This window comes from Arthrobacter sp. ISL-48, assembly GCF_018613805.1.
GTDB lineage: Bacteria > Actinomycetota > Actinomycetes > Actinomycetales > Micrococcaceae > Arthrobacter.
Map to the genome: position 1 here is coordinate 1 of NZ_JAGGPL010000019.1, position 21,940 is coordinate 21,940.

21 protein-coding genes and 1 pseudogene are annotated in these 21,940 nt (G+C 60.9%); 11 read left to right on the forward strand and 11 right to left on the reverse strand.

What is annotated here, in order from left to right:
• From J7E83_RS16670 to J7E83_RS16680, 3 genes are all read right to left on the reverse strand, one after another.
• On the reverse strand, positions 1-393 hold a 393-nt coding region (locus J7E83_RS16670; protein ID WP_214964488.1), incomplete at its 3' end, for a helix-turn-helix domain-containing protein.
• 109 nt (positions 394-502) lie between these two features.
• The gene (locus J7E83_RS16675) at positions 503-2,209 is read right to left on the reverse strand and encodes a CocE/NonD family hydrolase (protein ID WP_214964490.1); all 1,707 of its coding nucleotides are present in this window, start codon (positions 2,207-2,209) and stop codon (positions 503-505) included.
• 35 nt (positions 2,210-2,244) lie between these two features.
• Positions 2,245-3,195, reverse strand: coding sequence for an esterase family protein (locus tag J7E83_RS16680; protein ID WP_214964498.1), 951 nt, complete (start codon positions 3,193-3,195; stop codon positions 2,245-2,247).
• 578 nt (positions 3,196-3,773) lie between these two features.
• Between J7E83_RS16680 and J7E83_RS16685 the strand changes: the two genes are divergently transcribed.
• Complete coding sequence (locus tag J7E83_RS16685) at positions 3,774-5,024, forward strand: IS256 family transposase (RefSeq protein WP_214964579.1); 1,251 nt, start codon at positions 3,774-3,776, stop codon at positions 5,022-5,024.
• A gap of 111 nt (positions 5,025-5,135) precedes the next feature.
• On the opposite strand, the gene J7E83_RS16690 is transcribed toward J7E83_RS16685, so the two are convergent.
• The 6 genes from J7E83_RS16690 to J7E83_RS16715 form a co-directional block, all read right to left on the reverse strand.
• Positions 5,136-6,353: an IS110 family transposase gene (locus J7E83_RS16690; RefSeq protein WP_214964507.1), complete on the reverse strand. Its 1,218-nt coding sequence runs from the start codon at positions 6,351-6,353 to the stop codon at positions 5,136-5,138.
• A 261-nt stretch (positions 6,354-6,614) separates the two neighbouring features.
• A complete protein-coding gene (locus J7E83_RS16695) occupies positions 6,615-7,406 on the reverse strand; it encodes an SDR family NAD(P)-dependent oxidoreductase (RefSeq protein ID WP_214964509.1) in 792 nt (263 codons plus the stop codon).
• 175 nt (positions 7,407-7,581) lie between these two features.
• Positions 7,582-8,403: a sugar phosphate isomerase/epimerase gene (locus J7E83_RS16700; protein ID WP_214964511.1), complete on the reverse strand. Its 822-nt coding sequence runs from the start codon at positions 8,401-8,403 to the stop codon at positions 7,582-7,584.
• A 176-nt stretch (positions 8,404-8,579) separates the two neighbouring features.
• Complete coding sequence (locus tag J7E83_RS16705; RefSeq protein WP_214964513.1) at positions 8,580-9,992, reverse strand: MFS transporter; 1,413 nt, start codon at positions 9,990-9,992, stop codon at positions 8,580-8,582.
• Between the two features lie 337 nt (positions 9,993-10,329).
• On the reverse strand, positions 10,330-10,875 hold the full coding sequence (locus tag J7E83_RS16710; protein WP_214964515.1) for an ATP-binding protein: 546 nt from the start codon (positions 10,873-10,875) through the stop codon (positions 10,330-10,332).
• Positions 10,872-11,519, reverse strand: a complete 648-nt coding sequence (locus tag J7E83_RS16715) for a bifunctional 4-hydroxy-2-oxoglutarate aldolase/2-dehydro-3-deoxy-phosphogluconate aldolase (RefSeq protein WP_214964517.1) — start codon at positions 11,517-11,519, stop codon at positions 10,872-10,874. The genes J7E83_RS16710 and J7E83_RS16715 overlap by 4 nt, the downstream gene beginning before the upstream one ends.
• Before the next feature lie 147 nt (positions 11,520-11,666).
• Here J7E83_RS16715 and J7E83_RS16720 point away from each other — a divergent pair, with 147 nt between their 5' ends.
• The 10 genes from J7E83_RS16720 to J7E83_RS16760 all read left to right on the forward strand — a co-directional run bounded on the left by J7E83_RS16720 (position 11,667) and on the right by J7E83_RS16760 (position 20,231).
• Complete coding sequence (locus J7E83_RS16720; RefSeq protein WP_214964519.1) at positions 11,667-12,653, forward strand: Gfo/Idh/MocA family protein; 987 nt, start codon at positions 11,667-11,669, stop codon at positions 12,651-12,653.
• Positions 12,646-13,641 carry a LacI family DNA-binding transcriptional regulator gene (locus J7E83_RS16725; RefSeq protein WP_214964521.1) on the forward strand — a complete coding sequence of 332 codons (996 nt, stop codon included), beginning with the start codon at positions 12,646-12,648 and terminating at the stop codon, positions 13,639-13,641. Before J7E83_RS16720 ends, J7E83_RS16725 begins: the two co-directional genes overlap by 8 nt.
• Entirely contained in the window at positions 13,638-14,204 is a 567-nt protein-coding gene (locus tag J7E83_RS16730) for a VOC family protein (protein ID WP_214964523.1), read from the forward strand. The genes J7E83_RS16725 and J7E83_RS16730 overlap by 4 nt, the downstream gene beginning before the upstream one ends.
• Positions 14,205-14,207: 3 nt before the next feature.
• Positions 14,208-15,098 carry a sugar phosphate isomerase/epimerase gene (locus J7E83_RS16735; RefSeq protein ID WP_214964525.1) on the forward strand — a complete coding sequence of 297 codons (891 nt, stop codon included), beginning with the start codon at positions 14,208-14,210 and terminating at the stop codon, positions 15,096-15,098.
• Positions 15,098-16,090, forward strand: coding sequence for a Gfo/Idh/MocA family protein (locus tag J7E83_RS16740; RefSeq protein WP_214964527.1), 993 nt, complete (start codon positions 15,098-15,100; stop codon positions 16,088-16,090). The genes J7E83_RS16735 and J7E83_RS16740 overlap by 1 nt, the downstream gene beginning before the upstream one ends.
• Positions 16,091-16,193: 103 nt before the next feature.
• The gene (locus J7E83_RS16745) at positions 16,194-17,480 is read left to right on the forward strand and encodes a CynX/NimT family MFS transporter (protein ID WP_251043982.1); all 1,287 of its coding nucleotides are present in this window, start codon (positions 16,194-16,196) and stop codon (positions 17,478-17,480) included.
• Positions 17,481-17,728: 248 nt separating this feature from the next.
• On the forward strand, positions 17,729-18,151 hold the full coding sequence (locus tag J7E83_RS21240) for a Gfo/Idh/MocA family oxidoreductase (RefSeq protein WP_311379736.1): 423 nt from the start codon (positions 17,729-17,731) through the stop codon (positions 18,149-18,151).
• On the forward strand, positions 18,148-18,735 hold the full coding sequence (locus tag J7E83_RS21245; RefSeq protein WP_311379737.1) for a Gfo/Idh/MocA family oxidoreductase: 588 nt from the start codon (positions 18,148-18,150) through the stop codon (positions 18,733-18,735). Before J7E83_RS21240 ends, J7E83_RS21245 begins: the two co-directional genes overlap by 4 nt.
• Positions 18,736-18,830: 95 nt before the next feature.
• A complete protein-coding gene (locus J7E83_RS16755; protein WP_214964529.1) occupies positions 18,831-19,580 on the forward strand; it encodes an SDR family NAD(P)-dependent oxidoreductase in 750 nt (249 codons plus the stop codon).
• Between the two features lie 186 nt (positions 19,581-19,766).
• Positions 19,767-20,231: a VOC family protein gene (locus tag J7E83_RS16760; protein ID WP_214964530.1), complete on the forward strand. Its 465-nt coding sequence runs from the start codon at positions 19,767-19,769 to the stop codon at positions 20,229-20,231.
• 983 nt (positions 20,232-21,214) lie between these two features.
• Here the strand turns inward: J7E83_RS16760 and J7E83_RS21620 are convergent.
• Both J7E83_RS21620 and J7E83_RS21250 read right to left on the reverse strand, forming a co-directional pair.
• Positions 21,215-21,628, reverse strand: coding sequence for an ROK family protein (locus tag J7E83_RS21620; RefSeq protein ID WP_214964532.1), 414 nt, complete (start codon positions 21,626-21,628; stop codon positions 21,215-21,217).
• 35 nt (positions 21,629-21,663) lie between these two features.
• A pseudogene (locus J7E83_RS21250) lies at positions 21,664-21,834 on the reverse strand (sugar phosphate isomerase/epimerase); the annotation flags it as partial.
• Positions 21,835-21,940: the final 106 nt, after the last annotated feature.

Genomic DNA, 21,940 nt, shown 5'->3' on the forward strand with positions numbered 1-21,940 from the left:
CAGAACCGGGGGCAGTCCCCTGATCCCGGTGGCCGGGTCGGTGAAGCGCAGCGGCGGGCAGAGGTAGCGGGTCAGGATGCGGTGGACCGTGGAGACATTCAGGTGCAGGTGGTAAGCGATCCGGGCCGGGCCCCAGCGCCGGTTCACCCGCAGTCCCAGCACCCGCCGCTCCGTGCGTATCCGGGTCTGGTAAGGGCAGCTCAGGGGCCGGCTCCGACGGTCCTCCAGCCCGGCTTCGCCCAGTTCCCGGTAGCGGCGTGACCAGCGCACCGCGGTCGGGACCGAGACATGAAATCTTTCGGCGGCACGACGCAACGGCCACCCATCAACCACGATGCAGCGCGCCAGCTGCAAACGACCCGAATACGCCAAAAACGCGTTACGGTGGGACACGAGGACCTCCTGGTTTGCGTTCGCTCTTGACAAGCACCACACAACACCCGGAGGTCCTCTTATTGCGTCAAATCAATCCCCGTGTCACCAACCTGCCGGGACAGTACATCTAGGTGCCTGAAGCTCGCTCCTCTTCCTCCGGGACCACAGGCAGCTCGATATACGACGGACGGCTGGCGTCGTGGTAGAGCCGCTGATGCGCGGTGACGAACTCCGTCCCCCTTTGGTCACCCGTGTTCAGGTTCCGGTCCCACCGCGGGAAGCAACTGTTGGTGACTTGCACCCTGATCCTGTGTCCCGCCAGGAACACGTTGCTTGTTGACCAAAGATCGATCTCGATCTCCTGAGCCTCGTCTGCACCGCTGTCTATGCGGAGGATTCCATCGGTCAGGTTTAGAGACCGCCCGTCAGGGTCCACATCGCACAGGCGGGCGACCCAGTCAGTCGAGGGTGCTGTGCTCTGCACGTGCAGGCGTACACGGATCCGTCCTGTTACTTCCAGGTTTTCCTCAAGGACCGCGGAGGTGAAGGTGAGCACGTCAGGTCGTGACTCAACCAATGTTTGGTCAATTGGTCCCCGTCCGGGGCCGACGCCGAGGGTCCCGCCATGCGTGGGGACCGGGTCGGCAGGGTCGTAGTCGATCTCACTGGGTTCCGCCCCGAGGGGCAGTTCCGCTGCGCCAAGGCCACCACCGGGGTGCAGGTTCCAGCGCACGTCGCGTGAGCGCTGGAGGGGCCAGGCGTCCTCGTCGCGCCATTGGTTGAGTCCCATGACGAATATACGCACCGGCGCTGAGGTAATTGCAGGTGCATCATCGGTGAGGTGGCGGCGGAGAAACGCCAGTACCTCATCGCTCCAGCTCCCATTCGGATGGGCCCCCGCGTTCCGGCTGGACATAATTCCGAAATCTTGCGCGCCGATCCGGTTGCCGAAGTCTTCGTGGGTCCATGGGCCGATGATCAGCCGTGACTCCCGCCCGAGGTCGCGCATTGCTGTGAAGTTGTCGATGGTTCCCTGCAGGCAGCTGTCGTACCAGCCTCCACTGTGCAGGCTCGGGACCTGGACACGCGGGTGGCTCCCGCGCACGCGCATGTGCTGCGTGGCATCCACATCAGTGGCTGCGCCGGGCTCCACGAACACGGGCGTACCGTACCGTCGCAGCACGGGGAGGTCCGTGATTGGTAGTCCCCAGAAGCCGTCTGACTCGAGACCATCGAAGTCTTCAACCAAGGAGGCGACGCGGTCGGTCATCTCCTTGTCAGTCAGTCTCTGACGTGACAACCAGTCGAACCCGGCAGCCAGAGACCACGACGTAATGACCGATATTTGGGTTGCACCACCCCGGGCGACCAGGGCTTCACTCGGATCCGTCCATGTCATCAGGGGAGTGATCGCCTTCAACGCGGGCGGCTGCTGGATCGCGGCCTGCCATTGTGTGTTCCCGCAGTAACTGCCACCGACCATGCCGACCCGGCCGTTGGAGCCGGCGAGCTGGGCGGCCCAGGCAATCGTGTCGAAGCCGTCAGGACCCTCGTGGCGCAACGGTTCCCAGACACCGTCCGACGCATAACGTCCACGGACATCCTGGATGACCATGATGAACCCGCTTCGGGCCACTTCGGTCGGAGAGAAACCATTCCAGACATTGTCAGCGGCGCCGCCCTTATTGTAAGGAGTGCGCACGACCAAGGTAGGCCAGGGCCCTACCCCGGAAGGCCGGTAGACGTCAGCCCGCAGCACGACACCGTCCCGCATCCGCGCTGGGACATCAAAATCCACCTGCACAGACGCCGTGGCGTCCATCTCAGCGTTCATTACACTGCTCAATTCCTGTGCCTTGGTATCCACTGTCATTTGTCTTCAATCTGGTCTCGGAAGATCCATCGGAGTGTCTCGGGGAACACCGCGCCGGCGTGCCCGAGGGTGTGTCCGGCGCTGCCGAATACGAACATGGAATCGTAGCGGCGGTACTTCAGGGCGGCGTCGAGGTCGTGGTTGGCGATGGGGATGTTGCCGTAGATGATGTCGACGTCGCGCGTGCCCGATTGGTGCCAGACGCGGATTGGCTTGCGTGGGGTGCGCCGGACCATGCTGGGCAGGTTGTGCGCACCGCGGATGTTGATGAAGCTGCCGCAGTGAGAGATCACGTTTCCGAACTCGTCCGGGCGGTGGAAGGCAGCGGTGAAGGCGCCGGCGCCGCCGGAGCTGAAGCCGCTGATGACGCGGCCCCTGGGGTCGTCCGTGAGCCTGACTTTGGTCCGGATGACAGGAAAAAGCTCCTCCACGAGGTAGCGGGCGAAGTCCTCGCTCACTGTGTCGTACTCGACAGCACGGTTGGTGCTCCCGCCATAGATTGGGTAGCCAGGTCCGGTCTCGCCCGGGTTGTGGAAGAGGCCAACGGTCATGGGGATTTCGCCTGTGTGCACGAGGTTGTCCAGCACCGTGGTGGCCCGGCACTTCTCTCCGGCGTACTCCAGGCCGTCCAGGCAGACCATCAGGTTGACCGATTCAGCCTCTTCAGCGCCGTGGGGCAGGTACAGATAGACGCTGCTGGTGACGCCCGGATATACGGTGTGACTGGTCCACCTGAAGTGGTAGTACTTCCCGGCAGGAACGCCGTCCTGAGGAAGCGACTCGGACGTCAGGTGGTACTCGGATACCGTGTCGTTTTCTGATAACTCGTAAGTGGCAATGTCCCGGCTCGGCAACGTGTTCGCCAAGTCTTCGTCGCTGGTCATCATTCCCCAGTGGTCGAGATCCACCAGTTCGAGTTCGGTTGCAGCTACCTGTGGATGGGTCATGGTGAAACACCCTTTCTTCTTCTCAAGGTGGTCGAGATCTTCTCTCGAGGTCGTGAATACTTGGCCGCCTCGGTGGGCGCTGAGCTCGAAACGTGAAGTTTTGACGCTCTGCTGGTACAAGCACCAAGAAACCAACTCCGTGCACTCTGACGACGGCGGCTGCGGGCCACCGTCAGAATCGGCTTACGCGCCCCGCTGGCTCCATTTGTAGGTCAGGTGGTCTCCTTGGGTCGTAAGGTTTCGACGGCTGTGAACAAGTGGCCTCTAAGAGAGGTACTTGCGTGACTTTGGCGCTGCCGACTCCATGACACCAAGCCCAAACCGTCAATTCAGCAGCGTGCATTGATGTTGCCTTAAGTGTGATGCTTCAGATAGTGGTGGTTTAACCAATCCCCGAGCAAGGATTTGGTCTTGTTTCAATGTCCAAACCACTTTCAACGTAGCCTCCGTCACAAGCAGCAACTGTTTGCGCGGGTCAATAGTCGAGGACGGGACTGTCTGAATAACGGTGTGTGGGGTCCGGCCTGATCCGAAAGGAGATGGCCGTGTCAGAGTCCACGACCGCAATAGCAGGTGTGATGATCGATCCTGTGACGGGAGAGACCATCGATCAGAAGGAGCTTGCGGAGCAGTTGCTCGCGCAGGCCAAGGAACAGGGCGTGAGTCTGGTGGGCCCCGGTGGGCTATTGAACCAGCTCACGAGGAATGTGCTGGAGACCGCGCTGGAAGCCGAGCTGACCGAGCACCTCGGGCACGAGCATGGCCAGAGACCGCTCGCAGCCAACATGCGCAACGGCACCAGATCAAAGACCGTGCTAACCGAGATCGGGCCGGTCGAGATCGAGGTGCCGCGGGATCGGGACGGCTCGTTCGAGCCGGTGATCGTGCCTAAGCGGAAACGGCGTCTGGACGGGATCGACCAGATCGTGCTCTCGCTCTCTGCCCGGGGGCTCACCACGGGGGAAATCGCCGCGCACTTCGAGGAGGTCTATACGGCCAGGGTCTCTAAAGACACCATCAGCCGCATCACGGAGAAGGTCACTGGGGAACTGGCCGAATGGTCGGCCCGGCCTTTGGATCCGATCTATCCGGTGCTGTTCGTTGATGCGGTCGTGGTCAAGGTTCGTGACGGGCAGGTGCGTAACACCGCGTTCTATGTCGTCATGGGGGTCACCACAAACGGGGAGCGGGAGATTCTGGGCATCTGGGCCGGCGACGGTGGCGAGGGTGCACGGTTCTGGCTGCAGGTATTCTCCGAGCTGAAGAACCGGGGTGTGGAGGATGTCTTGATCGCCGTCTGCGATGGGCTCAAGGGCCTGCCGGAAGCGATCACGACCACGTGGGAGCGAACGGTGGTGCAGCAGTGCATCGTGTACTTGATCCGCAACAGCTTCCGATACGCCGGGCGCCAGCACCGCGACGGCATCGTCAAGGCACTCAAGCCCGTCTACACGGCCCCGTCCGAGAAAGCGGCAAAGGACCGGTTCGCCGAGTTCACTGCCGAATGGGGCCAGCGATATCCGGCAATCGTGCGGCTTTGGGAGTCCTCCTGGGCTGAGTTTGTGCCATTCCTGGAGTACGACGTGGAGATCCGCCGGGTGATCTGCACGACGAACGCGATTGAATCGATCAACGCCCGCTACCGAAGGGCAGTAAGGGCCCGCTGGCACTTCCCGAACGAAACCGCCGCCCTGAAATGCCTGTACCTCGTCACCAGGTCCCTTGATCCAACCGGTGGCAGTCGGGCACGCTGGGTGATGAGGTGGAAGCCAGCACTAAACGCGTTCGCTATTACCTTCGCCGGCCGGTTCGAAAGAACTATCCACTAATGAAAACCGCCGGAGCCTACACACCGTTTATCGGACAGTCCCTCGAGGACAGGAGTGTCTTACTCGTTAAGGGGCTACTAAGAAGTAGGTAACGTGCCTCTATGGTTTTCGTCAAGCGGCTGAGGGCAGCGTTCTCGGTTCGGGGTCTTGGTAGAGCGTTCCGTCGCGGAGCATGGCGAAGAGGACGTCTGAGCGTCGGCGTGCGAGGGCTATGAGTGCCTGGTTGTGGCGTTTCCCTTCGGCTCGTTTGCGGTCGTAGTAGGCCCGCGACGGCGGGTGGTGAAGGGCCGCGAAGGCGGAGAGAAACAGGGCGCGTTTGAGTTTCTTGTTTCCTCTCCGGCTGGTGTGTTCGCCGCGGATGGAGGTTCCCGAACGTCTTGTGACGGGGGCGATCCCGGCGTAGGAGGCCAGGTGGGCGGCGCTGGCGAAGTGTTTGCCGGTGACTTCTGTGAGGATTCGTGCGCAGGTCCTGACCCCGACGCCGGGCATCGAGGTCAGGACCTTGTGAAGAGGGTGGGCCTCCACGAGGGCCTCGACCCGGGCGGCGATGTCGTCCCGCTGGTGGCGCAGGGCCAGAAGCTGCTCGGCCAGTCTCGGCAGGACGATCCCGGCCGCGCTGGTGCCCACGACCACCACGGACTGCTGGCTAAGAGCAGCGAAGACTGCTTCGGTGAGGCGTTCGGCGGCGCGTGGGGCGTGTTTCCTCAGCCGGGCCCGGAAGTGTCCGCGGCCGGCCGTCTTCAGTGTTGCCGGGGTCGGATAGCGGGTGAGTAGATCGGCCACCGCTGGGTGGTCCAGGTGCGGGCCAAGCGCCCGCTCCAAGGCTGGGTGGATCTGGGTCAGCAGGCCGCGGATGCGGTTGGACGTTGCCGTGATCTGGGCGGCGAGGTCGTCATCGAAACCACAGAGGACACCGGGTTCGGCCAGAGTCTCGTCATCCACGGCGATGCTCCGTAGCGTGTGCGGCATGGTCCGGGCGGCTTCTGCAATGATCGCCGCGTCCCGGGCATCGGTCTTGGCCTGACCAGGATGGAGATCAGCGATCCGGCGCATGGCCAGGCCCGGCAGGTAACCCACCGCTGCGCCGGAGGCCTGGGCGACCGCGACCGGGAGTGCCCCGATGGTGGCCGGCTGGTCCACGACGAGCAGGACTTTCCCATGCCCGGACAGGGAACTGAGGATCTCCCGCAGTCGGGCTTCGTCGTTGGGCAGGGCCTTGTCGAACAGCTTCTTGCCCGCCCGGTCCAGTGCCACGGCGTGGTGGCCAGATTTGCCGACGTCCAGGCCGATGAAAACTTCAATGTCCTGCTGATCCAGAATCACCGCCATACCCGCTCCCTCGTTCGTGCGTCCCCTGTCGTGTGCTGGCTGGTCAACGGCGGCAGGAGTCGGCATCCACGTTACGAAGGACCCGTCGTCGTGCCTCTATCAGCGATCAGCTGCCGCCAAGCCGGTCCCGGTGACAACACCCCCCGGCTCATTGATGACTGGGGGCAGAAACCATGCCGGGACCGACCGGCCAACACACCCTTCATCCTGCAACAGGACCAGGGCTACGAAAAAGGTAACGGGGCCGGTACAGGTCTGGCCTCAGGATTTAGAGCTGGGTCGACCAGGAATATGGCTAAGAATGGACTTAGAGAAGCCACCATCGACACAGATGTCTTGCCCGGTGACATAACCCGATAGCGGGCTTACAAGAAATTCGATCACGTTCGCAATGTCCATGGGATCTCCAATTCTTGACAACGGGATAATGTCTTCTCTTGCCTTTTTGATCTGGGGATCTTCATACATTTTTTCAGTCATCCGCGTATGCGTCATACCCGGGGATACCACATTTACACGAATTCCTTCAGGTGCCCATTCCAGCGCAAGTGTTTGGGCCAGCATCGTCAAGGCGGCCTTGCTGGGGCTGTAAGCACCTGATCCGGCATGTGGTAGCTGGCCAGACATTGAAGAGGTAAAACAGGCGGAACCGCGGCTCTGCCTCAAATGCGGGTAGCTTGCTTTGGCAAGAAGCCACGGGCCGCGGAGGTTAACGGAGAACATGCCGTCCCAGTCCTCAATGGATAGGTCACAGATTGCGCCCGGGTTGGCGATTCCAGCGTTCGCTACCAACGCGTCCAGGCCACCGAATTCGGCTACCGCAGCTTCTACTAGTTGACTTGGCACCTCGGGATTACCGAGGTCGCCCGTCAATGCTATGGCGGTACCTCCCATTGACTGGATTGAACGAACAACTTGCTCTTGGCTGCTGTTCGATTCGTGTCCACACACGGCAATCATCGGGTGCACGCCACGTGCAAGAGCCGCCTCTGCGAGTCTCAGGCATGTAGACGCGCCTATGCCGCTACTTCCGCCACTGACCAAAGCTCTCATTGCATACACTCCTTTTACAGGGATTCACGTGGGAATCATTTTTGACTACCAAAATGAGGTAGTAAATCATGGGCTGCGAAACACGGATCGATTTGCAGTTCAATTCGCAAAGGAAGCCGATTTCATTGTTTTCTAACAACCATCGGTTGATGGGGCGCGGCGTTCAACCCGGGAGTTAATTGCCTAGTTCCCAGCCGCGATTTTTGAGATCATGCATCGCCTTCTCGAATTCTTGCACGGGGTTCTCCTCGCGAATGATCTCAAGGACGACGTTGTTGACACCGCACGTTTCCCTGACAGCTTTGCCCAGTCCGTTCCAGTCGATCACTCCGGTGCCGATCGGATCGTGGCCCCAAGTGTCAGTGCCTGTATCAGAAATGTGTACCAATCCAATGGATTCGTGATGGGAGAGCAGGCTTTCTACGGGATCCTCGCCTATGTAGGCAGCGTTGGCGACGTCGTACACGATCTTGACTGAGTCGTCGTTGATCGTGCTTACGACTCCTGCCAAGTCCTGGATGGTGGGCGTGAAGCAATAGGGGGTGTTTTCGAAGAGCAGTCGCGTACCGGCCTGTTTGGCCAGCGGGATGAGATTCTCTAGGCTCTCGTACATCCACCCGTAGGTCTTTTCAAGTGAAGGTGAGATCATCGGGCGTCTTGTACCGGGGGATATCACGACTTCGGGGACCTCCCAGGCTGCGGCCAAGTCAATCACCGATTTGATGTGCTCGATGCTTTTGCGACGCATGTTAGCACCAGGGCTGGCCAGGTTGATGTCATATCCGCCGGCGTTCAGTGACCTGATTTTTGCGCCGTATTCATTGAGTCTTGCATGAGTTGCCGAACGCTCCGGGCCGGATAGTTCGTCCGGCCAGCAATGTGGCGAGCTGATCGGAACTTCAAAAGTGTTATACCCGCTGTCGACCAATTCAGCTATTGCATCAATGGCCGTAGATGACCATAAATAGGAAAATGTATTAATAATCATTTGGTTCATTTGAAGGCATCCTCTCTATTCTTCGCTTATGGAAAAAGACTATTCACTTACGCAATCTGAATTATGATCCTGCGTACGGGATCGCAGGCGCGCGCCGGGCGGCTCGACGAGACCTCGGCGGACACCACCTCTTCTTGCCTGGTCGAGCCAGCACGGCTTACTTGGTACCAGCGTGCCTACCGGGAACGCGTCGGTTCTTCGGCGGACCGCGGAGTGCTGAGGAGCAGGCGTTCGCCTTCGAGTACCTCGGGGTCGGCGGGAGCTACGGTGGCCCGGGCGGCGCGGCTGCCGGTCTCCGGGAGGGTGAAATAGACGATAAGGCTGAGGGCGACAATGGCGATCATGTAGACCGCGACGAGCATCGGCTGTCCGGCGCCGACGAATGCGGCGGCGATCAGGGGCGCGGTACCACCGAAGACGGCAATCACGATCTGGTGTGCAAAGCCGATGCCCGATACACGGACGGATGCTGGGAACAGCTCGGCCTGGATGGTCGGATAGACCGACTGCCAGATGCCGAGAACAACCCATCCGGACGCCGATACCAGAACGTATACCCAAAAGCCCGGCTGGTTCAGCAGCAGGAGCATGGGGTAGAAGAGAACGATCATGCCGATGGCGCCGATAATGGGAAAGATTTTGCGTCGGCCGAGTCGATCAGAGAGCGCGCCGCAGACCGGCACGATGATCACAAGCAGGGCCAGCCCGATAACGCTCCCGGCAAGGGTGGAGGACAGGTCGCGGCCGGTGGTCAGCTTTGCGTAGGTGGGAAGGAAAGTAGCCCAGGTGTAGTAGGCCACAGCCGGGGCAGAGAGCGCTGCTGCCTGCAGCAGCGCCTTCGGGTGTTCGCGAAGCAGGTCCATGAGGCGGGCCGCGGCGGACTTTTGATCGACGAGGGACTCTGCCTCAAACTCAGGGGTCTCTTCTGCGCGTGCCCTCAGGAGCAGGCCGACGATGCCGAGGATGCCTCCCACGACGAATGGGATGCGCCAGCCCCAGGCGGCGAGGTCGGCGGGCGAAAAGGATGATGTCACCATCGCCGCGGCGCCGGTCGCTGCGAGGGTCGCCAGGCCGCTTGCCATGTTGGTGAACGAACCGAACAGGCCCCTGCGGTTCGCGGGAGCGTGTTCGACCATGAACGCAATAGCGCTCTGGCCCTCGCTGCCGGCCGAAATGCCCTGGATAATACGTGCAACCAGAAAGAGAACAGGCGCGGCATAGCCGATGGTCGCAAAGGAAGGCGTGAGGCCGATGATGAGCGAGCCGAGCGCCATCCCGGAGACGGACAGCGTCAGGATGAGCCGTCGGCCGAAACGGTCGGCCAGTGGAGAGACGATGATGCCGCTCAGGGGGCGTACAACAAACCCGACCGCGTAGGTGAGCAGTGCCGCGATCAAGGAGGCGAACGGGGAATCACTTGGAAATATCTGTGATGAGAACACCGCTGCTAGCAGCCCGTAAATGTACCAGTCGTACCACTCCACGAAGTGGCCGATCGTGCCTGCCACGATGTTGCGGAGGCTACGAGCGGGCGCCTTGAGACGATCGGAAAGGCCCGGGCCGGCGAGGGCGTCTTGTGAGGTCTTCATTGAACTCTCCATATTTTCACGTGTACTGAGGAGGCGTATTGGAATATTCCCGGACACCTGAAACGGTGTGCGGGTCTCGCCCGGCTGCAACTCGGCTGGACGGGACAACTGACTGCCAAGGCCAAGAACCGGCGCAACGCATAGGCGCTGCCTGACTTGCAGTGGGAAAGAAGCTGATTCAGCCTCCTCATTCTTAATTAATGAGATCGGTTGCTGAGATCGGTTGCAAGCAACGATACGGATGAAATGTGATCCTTGTCAACGTCTTGTGCTCGCGGCGCAGATATCGAAGGTAGGCCTCCGACTCGCTGCCACTAATCGCCCGACGCGGTTCACGTCAATCGACCGGAAGGGGCGCCTCATTGTTGAAGTCTTGGAAATTCACTCCGGACCAAGCGCACTCCAGGCTGCCATATACCGACCAGTAGTCATCCCAGTGGGCAAGTTTCCACTGGTCTCGCTCCAGTCCGCGGCGGGTGAGCCGCGTACGTAGAAGGTCTTGAGGTACCCGGACCCGTATGACGGTGATCGCGGGCGACGGCCATTGGAATTCTTCTGCCACACGACTCAGGTAGTCTGGGTCTCCGAAATAGGCTCCAAAGGGAGCATCAAGGACCACTGACCGGCCGAGACGCAGGTTTATCCCCGCCACATCCATGAGAGTCTCGTACTCAAGGGGCAGCAAATTGTCGCGATAGTAGTCGTTGGATTCGCGGTCGGTGGGAGCATGCCCGGTAGCGGTCAGCGCGAATTCGACGAAGCGGCCACTGACCCGGTCCTTGTCCAGGTACGCAGCCCCGTACTCTTGTGCTGTTTGCTGGGCAACCGTTGTTTTCCCTGAGCCGGCAGGACCGATGACAATGAAGACTTTGGGGGCCGTCATTGGCGGGCCTCTGCCACAGCTGACAGGAACTCCTTGGCGGCCTCGGTGACGCGGGAGAAGTCGCCATCGGATTGCCATGCTTTCGTCACGTAGCTGCCTACGCCGACGCCCGCCACGCCAGCCGCGAACCATTCGCCCACGTTCTCTACGGTTACGCCGCCAGCCGGCATGATCGGCAGATGTGCGAGCGGGGCGAGGACTGATTTCGCGTAAGGGATGCCGCCGGCTTCGGTGGGGAAGAGCTTGAGGATGTCGGCGCCTGCCTCGGCGGAGTTAACAAGCTCAGTGGGTGTATAGGCGCCGCTGATTGTCGGCACCTGGTATCGGTTCGCGGTACGGATCATCGCGGGGTTCAGCTGAGGACTGACCAGGAACTGAGCGCCGGCCCGAATGCATTCGTACGCTGAGTGCTCGTCCAGCACTGTTCCGGCACCGATTGCCACGCCGGTTGAGCCGTGTTTGGCGGCGAGCCGACGGATCACGTCGACAGCGCCTGGAATGGAAAGTGTAATCTCGAGGGCCCGGAAACCGCCTGCGATGGCAGCTTCCGCAACGCGCTCGGCAATCTCCGCGCTCTCCAGCCGCACGATAAGGACGGCCCCGGACTCGTCGATAGTTTGCAGGGTGCGAAGTTTCTTGTACATGTTGGCCTCTCTCTGGCCGGGTATCTCTTACTTCTTGAGCTGCCCGACCCTTGCTGGTGTTTGGTTGTCGTTGACAAACTCTCCCACCATCCATAGTGTTATTGCAACCGATCTCAGCAATCGATCTCATACAAGGGGGTATTGCGGTTGACTCACACACGCACAATCATTCTTGGTGCTTCCCATTGGCATGTTCCGCTCTGCGCGCCGGCCATTGCCGAAGAGCACGAGGTGATCGGAGTCAGTGACGACGACGTATCCCGCGTGCAGGTGCAGGAGCTGGCCGAAGGCTGGGGGGCGCCGGTTGAAGCCGACTGGCAGAAGCTGGTTGATCTCCCCGACGTCGGACTCGCATATGTCTTCGGCCCCCATGAGGGGATGGCTGAAAAGTGTCTCGCCCTGATCGCGCGCGGTATTCCGTTCGTCGTGGAAAAGCCATTGGGCACTTCCCTTGACGAGCTTTCTGCCGTGCGTCAGGCGGCCGAGGCAGCTGGCGTGCCTGCCACTGTCCCCCTGGTTCAGCGCGGCGGACCCACAGATCAATGGCTTGCCAAGGCAGGACGGCCCGCTTACCAGCGAACCTCATTTATTGCTGGTCCACCATCCCGGTATCTCGACAATGCCAATCCCTGGATGCTCGACCCGCTCAAGGCGGGCGGGGGTTGCCTGGCCAATCTGGGTCCGCATTTTGTCGATCTGTTCCTCAGGGGCAGTGGCGAGACTGCAGCACATGTGGACTCCCGGCTCTCATCGGTTCTTCACAGCCAGGCTGTTGAGGATCATGCCAGCCTCATCATCACGACACCGGACGGTCGCGAAGCCATCGTGGAAGTTGGCTACGCATTCCCTGGCTCGCCGCTCAAGCGCTACTGCAGCTTTACCTCGGTCGGTGAGGCAGGATTCGCCTCTGTTGATTCGGACGGTACAGCTACGTTCACGGCATTGGATGGCACCACGGAGGTCGACAAGATCAATGTGGATAGCGACCCTCTTTACGATCCGTTCGTGCGGAGCGTCGCCCGGACGCTGGATGATGGATTCCGGGGCCTGCCGACGCTGGCCCAGCTCGAAAATGTCATGCGCCCCATTTGGCAGGCCTATGACGACCAGCACGGAGGAAGAGAACATGCCTGATCTGAGTATCGACGTCGTTGCAAAAGCTGCCGGTGTCCATCGGTCAACGGTCTCCCGGGCGTTCTCACGCCCTGAGGCGGTGAAGAGTGAAACACGCGAGCACATCCTCCGGGTCGCCGAGGGACTCGGCTACACGATGAGTCCACTCGCCCAGGCGCTTCGCCGAAAGACCAGCACCTTTATCCCGCTGATCGTCCCTGACATCACGAACCCGTTCTTTGCAGAACTTGCCAAGACGATGACCCAGGCAGCTGACGACCGCGGATACCAGCTACTGCTCTGCGTCACCAACGGGGACCCGGCCAAAACCGACGGATACTTCACCGCCATGCAGGCCATGTATGCCCCCTTTGGCATCGTCGCGCCGTCCACAAAGGTCGATACCGAGGCCATGAAACGCTTCGACTTCGGCCACAAGGTCGTGGTGATCGACCGGGTTGAAGGGGACGATGCCGTCCCAACGGTCACCGTCGACAGCCGCCGCGGAATCAAGATCGCTTTGGAGCACCTGCACTCTCTGGGGCACACCTCGATCGGCTACGTATCCGGCATCGCCGGAACGCACACCGCCCAGGACCGGATGGACGCCTATTTGGAGCTGTCCGCCGAGAGCGGCATTGCACCTGTCGTGCTGGACAGCGGGTCGGATCTGGATGCGGGCACGCGCGGGGCAGAACATTACCTCGAGATCGACAATCCTCCAACGGCAATCATCGCGGCCAATGACATGGTGGCCTTTGCGGTCATCTCGGCACTCGGCCAACGTGGCGTACGGGTACCGGAGGACGTGTCGGTCATCGGCTTCGACGGTCTCGCTCTCGGCGCCCGGTTCAACCCTCCTCTGACCACGGTTCGCCAGCCGATCGCCGACATGGGACACATCGCCATCGAACTGGCTGAGAAGCAGAACATTGACGGTTCCGTGGACCACATCGTCCTCGAACCTGAACTTCTGGTCCGCGGCTCCACCTCTGGACCACGCAAATGACCAGGGGACAGGAATCAACGCTCCGGCGTCTGCCAGGGCTCCAGCACACAGACCACGTCGGCCTGACAGTGCCAAACCTAGAGGAAGGCATCCGCTTCTTCGTCGAAGTCCTCGGAGCTGAGGAGCTCTACCGCTCCGAACGCGGGCCCGACGAAGAATTCATGCCCACAAACTTCGAAGTCCCGGCAGATGCCAAGCTCACGCTCGCAATGTTGCGCCTGCCACCAAACCTCAACATCGAGCTTTTCGAATGGAGCAGCGCTGAGCGGCGTGATACCCCGCCGCGGCACTGCGACGCCGGCGGCCACCACCTGTGCTTCGTCGTGGACGACGTCGACGAGGCGATCGCAGTACTGCAGGCAACACCTGGAGTACGCGTGCTCGGTGAGCGCAAAGAAGTCGCCGGCGACAGCCCCCGAGTAGCCGGCAATCGCTGGACATACTTCATCACCCCTTGGGGATTGCTGATGGAAATCGTGGATCGATCCCGCGTCGCAGCCCCGCCCCGGCTGGTCGGTCCCGCGGACTGGGCAGCACCTCCAAACACTTCAGAAAGGACATAAACAATGCGGCTAGCCGGTCACACACTAGGCACCCCGGACCACACGGTTCCCCAAGCACTTGATCTATTCCGAGCCGCAGGGCTCGATGCCGCCGAAGTCATCTACCAGAATGACTACAAATCAGGATTGCCATTAGGCGACCGGCGTGCCGCGATAGAGGCAATGAAAGCCGCCGAAACCGCAGGGATACCCATCGTAGGTCTGACGCCTTACACGACCGCCATCAACTCGCTGGATGACGCGGAATGGCGCACAGCAGTCGATGAATTCCGCGGCGCCATAGAAACCGCACACCTGCTGGGCGCTGACCGGGTCCGTGTCTATGCTGGTTCGTGGCACCCTGGGGACAACCATCACGCCGCGCGTTGGGGCAAACTGCGTAAGGCGCTGGAGGCCCTCGCGCCCGAAGCCGGCCAGGCCGGCGTTCGCCTTTGCGTGGAAAACCACTTCGGCACCATGACCCAGACCGCGGCAGACACCGCTGCCCTTGTCCGGGAAATTGCCCATCCGGCCGTCCGCGTTCTCTATGACCAGGCGAACCTGACATTCACGCACGACGAAACGTACGAACAGGCCCTCGCAGTTCAAGGTGACCTGATCGGTCACGTTCACGTGAAGGACCTCGTCTTCACGGATCCCAACGCGGCCTTCCGCGCCACGGAAACAGCCCGAGTCAACGCTTCCGAGCGAGCCGTCCGATCCCGCGTCGTGGGAAGCGGCGTCGTTCCATGGTCGGACATCCTCGCCGCGTTGCTGCAGCATGGCTACGACGACGTGCTGAGCATCGAACTCGAGTACCGTTGGCACCCGCAAGACCTCCCCGCGCCCGAGGACGGATTCCGCGAATCCGCCGCCGTCCTACGCTCAATGCTCTCTGAAGTGAGGAACGTCTGATGACCACCAACCGTCTGCGCGTCGGAGTTGTCGGCGCGGGCAATATCGCTACGATTGCCCAATTGCCCACTCTCGTCCAACGCGATGATGTCGAGTTGGCCGCTCTGGTGTCCCGGCGTGAGGATCCAGGCAATCTGGTCCGGCGCTGGGGCTTCAACGCCGCCTACAAAACGGTGGAGGACATGCTGGATTCGCAGGAGCTGGATGCAGTTTTCGTCCTCACGCCGCGGTCCGAGCACGCCCATGCCGTCCAGCTGTGCCTGAACCGTGACGTCGACGTGTTCTGCGAAAAGCCGTTGGCTCCGGCAACCGATGAAGCAGAACGTCTTGCAGATCTCGCCGACGAGCGGGGCCGCATCCTGATGGTGGACTTCAACCGCCGCTATGCGCCGGTCTATACGGCCGGTCGGGAAGTCTTTGGTGCCAAAGGCGCCACCTTCTGCGTTGCCCAGAAGAATCGCCCTGGATCGGAATACCGTGCGACATTCGAGAACGCCATTCACATGGTCGATCTCCTCCGCTGGTACTGCGGCGGCGAACCGGAGGACGTCGCCGCCCACGCCGCCGGTGATGACCCTTGGGAAGAAGACGGCGTCGCAGCAACTATCCGCTTCAGTACCGGGAACACGGGCGTCCTGATGGCAGCCCGTACGGCAGGAGCATGGAACGAAAAACTGGACGCCTACGGCGACGGAAAGACCGTCGAAGTCAGGGCGCCGGAGACGGTTTCGACCACTATCAAAGGCGTCACCACCTCGCGGGAACTGAGCGCCGAGGCGTACGGTTGGGCTACAGCCACCGAAACCTTGGGGTTCTCGGCGGCCGTTCATCATTTTCTGGACCGGGTTGCTGACAGGGCGCAGCCACTTACCTCAGGCCGGGAAGCTGTCCATACCCAACGCCTGCTCGACCGGATTCTCGCTGCCGCCGGTTTGCCGACAGAAGAGCAAGCCGGCCGGGAATGGGCCAGCCACGCAGTAAACGGAAGCTAACAACCAACCGAGCTCGCCCATTCTCAACTGCACTTCCAGTCCTTGATGCGCGCACTGTGGAACCGTGGCCTGAACAAACCTGCGGAAAATAGGAGGTGCCAACATGGCTCGACTTCGCCTCCGTCAGGGCAGCCCATACATGGGGGGAGCGGGGAGACAACCGTTCCGCGGCCGGCTCACCGCGCTCGCCGGCATCCTGCTGGTCGCGTTCAGCGCCAGAGAAGCGGTTTCGGCGGTGTCCCCGCTCCTTGGTCCCATAAGCGAGGACCTTCCCCTCGACGCGGTGACGACAGGGATCCTTGGGATGCTGCCGACCGCCGGCTTCGCAGTGATGGGCTTCCTGGCTCCGCCGCTCCTCCGGCGTATCCAGCTGGAACACCTGCTACTGGTTGCGATGTTGCTGACAACACTTGGTCAGGTCGGCCGCGCACTGGGATGGAACATCCCGGCCTTTTTGCTGTTCACCTGGATCGCCATGCTCGGGATCGGCGTGGTCAATGTCGTGATTCCGCCTCTGCTGATGAAGTACTTTCCCGACAAAACCGGGATCCTCGCAGCGCTCCACATAACCCTCCTGGGCGCCAGCACGGCCATGGCCGCCCAATTCGCCATACCCTTGAGCGATCCTTATGGCTGGCGGTTCTCCATCGGCATTTGGGCGGCCCTCAGCGTGGCCGCTGCGATGCCTTGGCTGATTGTTCTTGCAGGCAAGCGCACTGTTGCCCGCTCCAAGACATCACCAGCCAACGATAGGCCATCTCTCCCTACGAACCCGATCAAACCCTGGAGATCATCAATTGGCTGGGGTGCAGCACTGATCTTCGCGGGTTGCTCAAGCAATACTTTTGCGGCGCTCAGTTGGCTTCCGGTTGTCCTTATCGACAGAGGAATGAGTCAGGAAACCGCTGGATCAATGCTGGCGCTCTATTCAATCCTTACCGTGCCTGTCGCCTTGATTGCGCCTCTGGTAGTAGTGAGAATGCCTCGCCCGCTACCCGTTGCAATCCTGTTTGTCCTCGCATTCGCCATCGGTTACGGAGGCATCCTCTTTGCTCCACCACGCTCTGCAGCGGTCTGGGTCGTCATAGCCGGACTTGGCCAAGGCGCGTACGCCTTCGCGTTCACGATGATCAATAAGCGAACACGAACGCAATCCGGCTCAGGGATCCTATCGGGGTTCGCCCAGGGAGTCGGTTACGCCCTTGCAAGCGTTGGCCCGTTCTTTTTTGGTCTCCTGCATCATCCGGGGGACGGCTGGCTGCCCTCGTTCGGCATGCTCGGAGCGTGGCTCCTGGTGCTTTCGGCAGGAGCGATGATGGTCAACAAGCCGCGCTTGCTCGAAGACGCCTTCCTGGTGGTACAGCCAGACGCCAAAGAAGCAAGAAACTGATGCAGAGCCTGACTGCAGCAGATAGACAGACTGAAATCAGTTTCGCTGACAGCCGAGACCGCCGGGCCCGGGAAGACCTGAACCACGTAGATCCTTGACAGACCCTTTTTGCGACCCTATGTTTATTGCAACCGATCTCAGCAATCGATCTCACTGACACTAAAAGAACGTCACCGATCTCAAGGGAGGGACTTTATGGTCACCTGCTTCGTCCCTGGCAGCATCTTCGGCGGCCCGACATCATGACCGTGACGGCACATGCCCCGCGCGTCGCCGTCGTGGGAGCGGCCGGCTGGGCCGGGTCACGGCACGCCCGGGCATTCGCCGCGGCAGGTGCCAAGGTCTCCATCCTTGCGGAGAAGGACGAGCGCGGCCTCGCCCTCGCTCAGGAGCTCGGCGCACAGTTGGTGCCCAGTACAGCGGATCTCCATCCCGAACACCTTGACCTGGTAGTCGTTGCACTGCCCACCACGATGCAACCGGTCATATGCGCAGATCTGCTAAACAGGGGATTCCGAGTGTTGACTGAAAAGCCGGTGGCCGCAGATGCCGAAGGTGCTGCCGTCCTGGCTGCCGCTTCCGGGTGCACGGGAGACTCATGGTTGGGTATACGCTCCACCACCATCCCGCCGCCGCACTGGTCTCTCAATGGATCAGGAACAAGGACGTGATCGCCGTGTCTGTCCGTTCCGTCGCCCACAAACAGAACGTCCACTCATGGCGCGCTGACCCGAAAGAGGGCGGCGTCGCTGTAGTGAATGGCATTCACGCCATCGAATTAGTCTCATCATGGTTCAACGGCGACCCGAAAGTACTGGCCACCAGCGCCAGCAGCAACCTCTTTGGGTCGCCGGTGCCGGAGCACGTCGTCTGCACCCTCGAATTTCCTGAGGGCGTCATATTCACCATGCAGAGCTACTGGTCTCCCTGGCAGGAGCCTCAAGGACTCAATCAGGGCGACTGGAGCCTCACCATCGACGTCCTGGTCACTGAGGGCCGGATGTTATGGTCCAACGACTCCCTTCACGTGTGGGAGCGTGAGGGCGGCCAGTACGTAAAGACCTTTGACCCCTCCGACCTCTTCCTTCGCCCAGCAGAGATGGCGCTGAAGTCTTGCAAGGGTGGAACCCCGGCAGTCACATTCGCCCAGGCACTCCGCGCGACAGAAATCGCCGATGCAGTCCTGGCAGCGGCACCTTCCCGCGCTGAGGATGTGGTCTCCCCGCAACATCCCAAAAACCTGACCGTCGACTGAACAACCATAACTAAGGAATTAGACATGAAGCGAGCAACCCACGGCCGGACCGCAGGAGAACCGCGGAGCAGCCGCATCCAGAGTGGGGAGAACCGATGAGCCTCAAAGACCAGGTGGTTCTGGTAACCGGATCGAGCGGGGGAATCGGCGATGCTGCTGTCAGCGCATTCGTAGCCGCAGGAGCCGTCGTCGTCGGCGCTGATCGTTCCCCCAAGGAGGACCAGGCGCTGGGGGCCTTCTATCCCCTCGACATCACGTCCGAGCAACAATGCGCAACGGTTATCCAGGACATCAAAGCCAGATTCGGCCGCATCGACGTCCTCGTCCACGCAGCAGGAGTGCTCGGCACCACACCGGACATCATGGAGACAACCACAGAAGAGTTCGACTCCATTCTGAGGATCAATGCCTCTGCAACGTTCTCGATGGTACGAGAGACAGCAAAGTCAATGCTTGAGTCCGGTACTGCCGGCGCCATCGTGGTCTTATCCTCCGTCGCGGCCAAAGAAGCACGCCTGAACTACCTGCCCTATAACGCGAGCAAGCTCGCAGTCCTACATATCATGTGGTCATTCGCAGAATTACTCGGGCCTCAGGGCATCTCCGTCAACGCCGTCGCACCAGGCCCGGTGAACACACCCATGTGGGCGCAGTTTGCCAAAGATTCAGGCCCGGATGCGGCTGCCAACCGGGCGAAGAGGGCAGCGCAACTGCCGATGCGCCGCTTTGCCGAACCGGACGAAGTCGCCCGCGCCATCCTTTTTCTGACCGATCCCGACAACCGCTACATCACCGGAGTGTCTCTCGATGTGGCCGGCGGAGCACACCTGGGAATAGGAACCTGAACCCCTGCACGGTGCCTCTGAACACGCGTAACCATAACCCAGCACCGACCCCTCAAGGCTGCTCTGACGTCCTTACTGTGACCCAGCAACCCAAGCAAAGTTGAAGTCCCAACCTACTGAGGAGACAACGATATGTCCGTTCTTTTTGTCCAGTTCAAGCCCCTCGGGAATGTTTAGGTGGGAGAAATGGAAACTGCAATTCGACATCATCACACTGCCCTGCACGTCACGGACATAGAGTGCACCGCTCGGTTCTACGTGGAAGGGCTTGGCCTTACCCGCGTGAAAGAGTGGACGTCCGGCCCATACATCGGCGAACTCTACGGCCGTCCCAACGTCAAGGTCAAAGCTCTGATGCTCACAACGGGTGACGGGGACTTCAACCTGGAACTGGTCCAGGTGGAGGATCCGCCACCCGCCGTTAACCCCTCAGAGGCGCAGCCTGGAACGGCACATCTTGCCTTTACCGATATCGACGTGCGCAAGGTCTACGCCAAAATGACAGCGCTTGGGTATAAGGCTCTGTCCGAACCGGTCGCGCCTGCCTCGGGCCCAGTTGCAGGAGGCCTGCTGATCTACATGCTCGATCCAGACGGCAACCGTGTGGAGCTAATTCAGACGCCAGACTGGCAGCCAAGCGACCAGTCTTGAGCCACCCCGCACCCAGCAAACATGCTCGGAATGTTTAAACGCCACCTGACCATTTTGGGCAAGTTAGGGGACATGTCGCATGGAAGCAGGAGCGCGGCTTTAAGGTTCCGGCCGGCAAGGGCCGCCGTCATCAAACGAGACCTGCGTCTCCTCGACAACAACGAAACTTCCGCCGGGAAGTCGATCCAATGGGACAAGTCTGAGGCAAGGACTTGCTGGGCCACCTGATGGTTTGGCTAACGGGGGCCCTCCCAAGAGTGCCCGACATTCAGCGCCCGGCACGCCAAGGAGCACCAAATCCTGTCCTATAGCGAGGAAGGTTGCACGGGCGCGGATTGCAGACTTGTCCTCAAAGCTTAACGATGAGACTGCCGGCGAGGTCGAGGCCCCTGTTCGGGAGCCGCTCGGGCGGAACACAGACGGCCCCTGTGTTCCGCCCGAAGGCTGTTGATTCCTGATCAAGCTCTTCGTAGCTGAGGGAATCTCCCCGGGCGCGAGCAGCGACGTCGTCGCCGACCAAATGCAGGAATGGTCCGGGTGGGAGCACTGTCAGGCTTCGCGCAAGACATTGGGTACCACTGGCCGGTGGGCAGGGCGTTCGGGCGGTGCGCCGCCCGGGTTGCAGTTGGATCCCATCGTGTGGGGGTGAGATCTGGTTGCTCGTGGGGCCGTAGCAGCGGCCTTGAGAAGCATTCTCGTATGCTCGGGTCCCTAATGAACTCTGCCGCTTCGTAGCGGTTCAACCATTGAGTTACGGGCTGCAGATGATCCTAACCTCAGCAGTGCGGGTGAGGTTAAGGCCTGCCGAAACAGCCGAACAGGGTTCATAGCTGGAGTGGATGCCTGACTTAAGGCCCAGGACCTTTTTGAACTGCCTTTTTGTTTCGCTTGGCAGCAGCCCACACAGATTCTCTCGCTCGAGGGCGAATTCGGTGGCCACGAGCCCAGCGCCGACCCTCAGAGGTTCAGTGAACAAACGATGGTCAGGCCTTCCCTGGCAAATGGGGCGGCCTTTGGTACACGACTTCTTTGATATGGGCGACCAAGTGGTCACTGGCGGTGGCGAGCCGACCACCGACTGGGATTAGTCGGGGTTGAAAAGACTGATGCAGGTCGAAATAACTTCCCCCAATATCGTTGCCGGCGTGGCGGAGAGCGCCTATGGCCGCGAGATTGCCGTTACCAGGCAGTTCAACAACGTAAGGGACTTTGCAATTGCCGGTCCGCCCCTCAAGGCAACGGGACACCCCTCGTTTCCGCAAATACACGGAAAATCTACGCTGCGTTGAATGGGGATGTGTCCAATGGCGTCCAGCAGTGCCCTTCATTCCGCGAAGCAGAGTGCCACGGTCAATCAGCCCCGCGCCAATGCCGGTGGAAGATTCAACAGCGATCATTTTCGTCGCGGCAGGCCTCAACAGGTGTTCGCCGTCCCCCAAGAGCGGGAGCCGACGCTGGCTTCGTGGCGGAATTCGAGCCCATACCAGCGCCAGGTCTCCAGACGGTCTCCGGACACGGCGATTTAAGGGTCGTCGTAGCCCCATCCCGAGGCGAGCTTGCCGTCTTCGTCGAGGGGAAGATTGGCCCACTGGCCGGTGGGCAGGGCGTTCGGGCGGTGCTTTGGTCAGGCTCCTTCGTTGGCGTTGGTGTTGAACGAGCGCATTCAGCCCCCGCGGGTACTTATGGCGCGGGCTGAGGGGCTTGTCAGA